Genomic DNA, 2,677 nt, shown 5'->3' on the forward strand with positions numbered 1-2,677 from the left:
CGTCCGGTGAGCGGATTTTGCTGAACGAGCCAGTTAGGCGATGTTCTGGCATTAGAACCAGCATTAGTGCTGACACTAATATCAGATCTGAGAGGTTGGCATGGCTCGCATGGAGATCATTTCCGGCGTTGAGCGTAGGCGGCGGTGGTCGAAGGAAGCGAAGCTGGCGATATTGGCTGAAGCCGATCAACCGGGCGTTCGCATTGGCGATGTCGCTCGTCGCCATGACATTTATCCTGCGCAGATCCGTTTATGGCGGAAAACGCTTAGCCACTTCGATGTGTCAGCAACGTTCCTTCCGGTCCACCTGGTTAACGACGTAAGCCTCGGGCAGATGCCGGCGGCCGGCGGGGCGCCCGCGCTTATCAAGATCCAGCTACGAAATGGTCGCAGTTTGAAAGTTCCGGCGGACATTGAACGCAAGACGCTGTCATCGTTGATCGCGTGTGTTGAGGCTGCATGATCGGACCGACAGGAAATGTGCGGGTCTACTTGGCTTGCGGAGTGACCGATATGCGGCGCGGTATCGACGGTCTGTCTGCTATGGTCGAGGCGGTGATCAAGGAAGCGCCGGGTTCCGGAGCGATCTTTGGGTTCCGTGGAAAGCGCGCCGACCGGATCAAGCTTCTATGGTGGGATGGCCAAGGGTTTTGCCTATTCTACAAGATTCTCGAGCGCGGATACTTTCCTTGGCCGACGGCGAAAGATGGCGTTGCGCATCTGACGCAGGCTCAGTTGTCGATGCTTGTTGAAGGGATTGACTGGCGCCGACCAGCGTGGACTTCCGCCCCTGGCCGCACGGGTTAAAAGCTATATTTTACAGGGACATCCGGGGCAAAACGCTAGTGCTTTCGCTGCAAATCGGCTATGTTTTTGGGCATGAAAGCACCGCCGCTGGACAGTCAGGACGAGCTATTGGCATTGCGCGCGCTCGTCGCTGAACAGGCGGCGAAACTTGAGAGCCAAGAAGCCGAAGTCATCAAACGCGACTCGATCATCGGTCTTCTGCGTGCGCAGCTGGAACTGCTCCGACATCGGCAGCACGGCGCATCCTCGGAAAAGATCGATCGAAAGATTGAGCAATTCGAACTGATGCTCGAGGAGATCGAAGCCTCTCGCGCCGAGACTGATGCTCGTTCCGGGAAAGGACCGCTGCCAGAACTGGATGATACCCCCGACAAGGCGAAACGCAGACCTCTGCCGGATGGCCTTCCAACTGAAGAGCGGGTCTACACAGCGCCCTGCAGTTGCCCGACTTGTGGTGGCATGTCCTTCCTGAAGGCGCCCGACAAGGTGGTCCAGGTGATGGAGCATGTGCCGGCTTCTGTGAAGATCGTCCGGCATATCGAGAAGCGCATGGTCTGTAAGGACTGCGATACAATGGTATCGGGTGAGATGCCGAGCTTGCCGATCGAGCGAGGCAAACCTGGACCAGGACTGCTCGCACACATCATGGTCGCCAAATTTGACGATCATATCCCACTCTACCGTTTGTCCGAGATGTACGACCGGCTGGGGATAGACATCTCCCGGTCTGTCATGGCGGACTGGGTTGGCCGTGTGTCCGTTCTGCTCTCGCCCCTCATCTTGCTGATCAGAGCCCATCTCGCGGCCGTCGATCGAATACACACGGACGACACGCCGGTCGATGTTCTCGACCCAGGACGAGGAAAGACGAAGACCGGCAGGGTCTGGGTCTATGTCTTCGATGGCAGCGGCTACCAGGATCCTACGCCCGGAGCGATCGCCTATTACTATAGCCCCGACCGAAAGGGCGTGCATCCGGCTGAACACCTCGCTGACTTCAGCGGCGTAATGCATGCGGATGGGTATGCTGGCTATAGCAAGCTTTACGGCAACCAGATCATCGAAGCTGCCTGCATGGCGCATGTGCGCCGCAAATTCCATGATGTGATCAAGCTCAAGCCATCCTCAATCGCTGACGAAGCGTTATCGCGCATCGGCGCGCTCTACGATATCGAGGATCGTATCCGCGGCATGTCGGCTGACGAGAGGCGCACACTGCGCCAGCAACACGCCAGACCCATTCTGGCGGACCTCAAGGCCTGGATTGAAACGACGCTTTCGACGCTGCCGCAGAAACAGAAGCTTGCAGAAGCGATGCGATACGCTCTCTCGCGATGGGCAGCATTGAGCGTCTACATTGACGATGGCCGTGTCGAAATCGATAACAACATAGCTGAGCGCGCCATGAGGCCACTCGGAATTGGAAGAAAAAATTGGCTCTTTGCTGGATCAGACAAGGGCGGCGAGCGCATCGCCAATATCCTGACCATCATCGAGACAGCTAAACTCCATGGCCACAATCCAGAGACCTATCTGACAGACGTCCTGACCAGGATCCCGAGCCATCCGAAGGATCGACTTGATGAACTGCTCCCGTGGCAGTGGACTCCGGCAAAAGACCGGTACGAGGCTGCGTGATGGCACGCTCAAGGATCATCTATACCCTCAAAGAGGTCGCTGAGATGATCGGCGAGAACCTCGAGTTGATCGAAGAGGTGACCGCCAACTCGGATAATATCAGCGAAGGCGAATTGCTTTATGTCCGCGACGGCAGTGAATACGGCACAAAGGGCCTGACCGAGAACGGCGTGGACGAGCTCCAAAATCTCCTCGCCGACATACGGGCATGGGATGGTGGAATCCGCCAGTT

4 protein-coding genes are annotated in these 2,677 nt (G+C 57.1%); all 4 read left to right on the plus strand.

What is annotated here, in order from left to right; all coding sequences use genetic code 11:
* Positions 1-100 precede the first annotated feature (100 nt).
* Positions 101-463: a transposase gene (locus AF71_RS31225; RefSeq protein ID WP_169684546.1), complete on the plus strand. Its 363-nt coding sequence runs from the start codon at positions 101-103 to the stop codon at positions 461-463.
* Complete coding sequence (gene tnpB, locus AF71_RS31230) at positions 460-807, plus strand: IS66 family insertion sequence element accessory protein TnpB (protein ID WP_018240454.1); 348 nt, start codon at positions 460-462, stop codon at positions 805-807. The genes AF71_RS31225 and tnpB overlap by 4 nt, the downstream gene beginning before the upstream one ends.
* A gap of 72 nt (positions 808-879) precedes the next feature.
* Positions 880-2,445 carry an IS66 family transposase gene (locus AF71_RS31235; protein WP_169684547.1) on the plus strand — a complete coding sequence of 522 codons (1,566 nt, stop codon included), beginning with the start codon at positions 880-882 and terminating at the stop codon, positions 2,443-2,445.
* Positions 2,445-2,677: hypothetical protein (locus tag AF71_RS31240; RefSeq protein WP_169684549.1), on the plus strand; the 233-nt coding region annotated here is incomplete at its 3' end. The genes AF71_RS31235 and AF71_RS31240, both read left to right, overlap by 1 nt.

It is taken from the genome of Rhizobium sp. 57MFTsu3.2 (genome assembly GCF_012932765.1).
Classification (GTDB): Bacteria; Pseudomonadota; Alphaproteobacteria; order Rhizobiales; family Rhizobiaceae; genus Rhizobium; species Rhizobium altiplani.

What these genes read in the sequence shown, in the direction of transcription:
- AF71_RS31235 (WP_169684547.1), top strand. Translation starts at nt 880, where the DNA reads ATGAAAGCACCGCCGCTGGACAGTCAGGACGAGCTATTGGCATTGCGC.
- tnpB (WP_018240454.1), top strand. Translation starts at nt 460, where the DNA reads ATGATCGGACCGACAGGAAATGTGCGGGTCTACTTGGCTTGCGGAGTG.
- AF71_RS31225 (WP_169684546.1), top strand. Translation starts at nt 101, where the DNA reads ATGGCTCGCATGGAGATCATTTCCGGCGTTGAGCGTAGGCGGCGGTGG.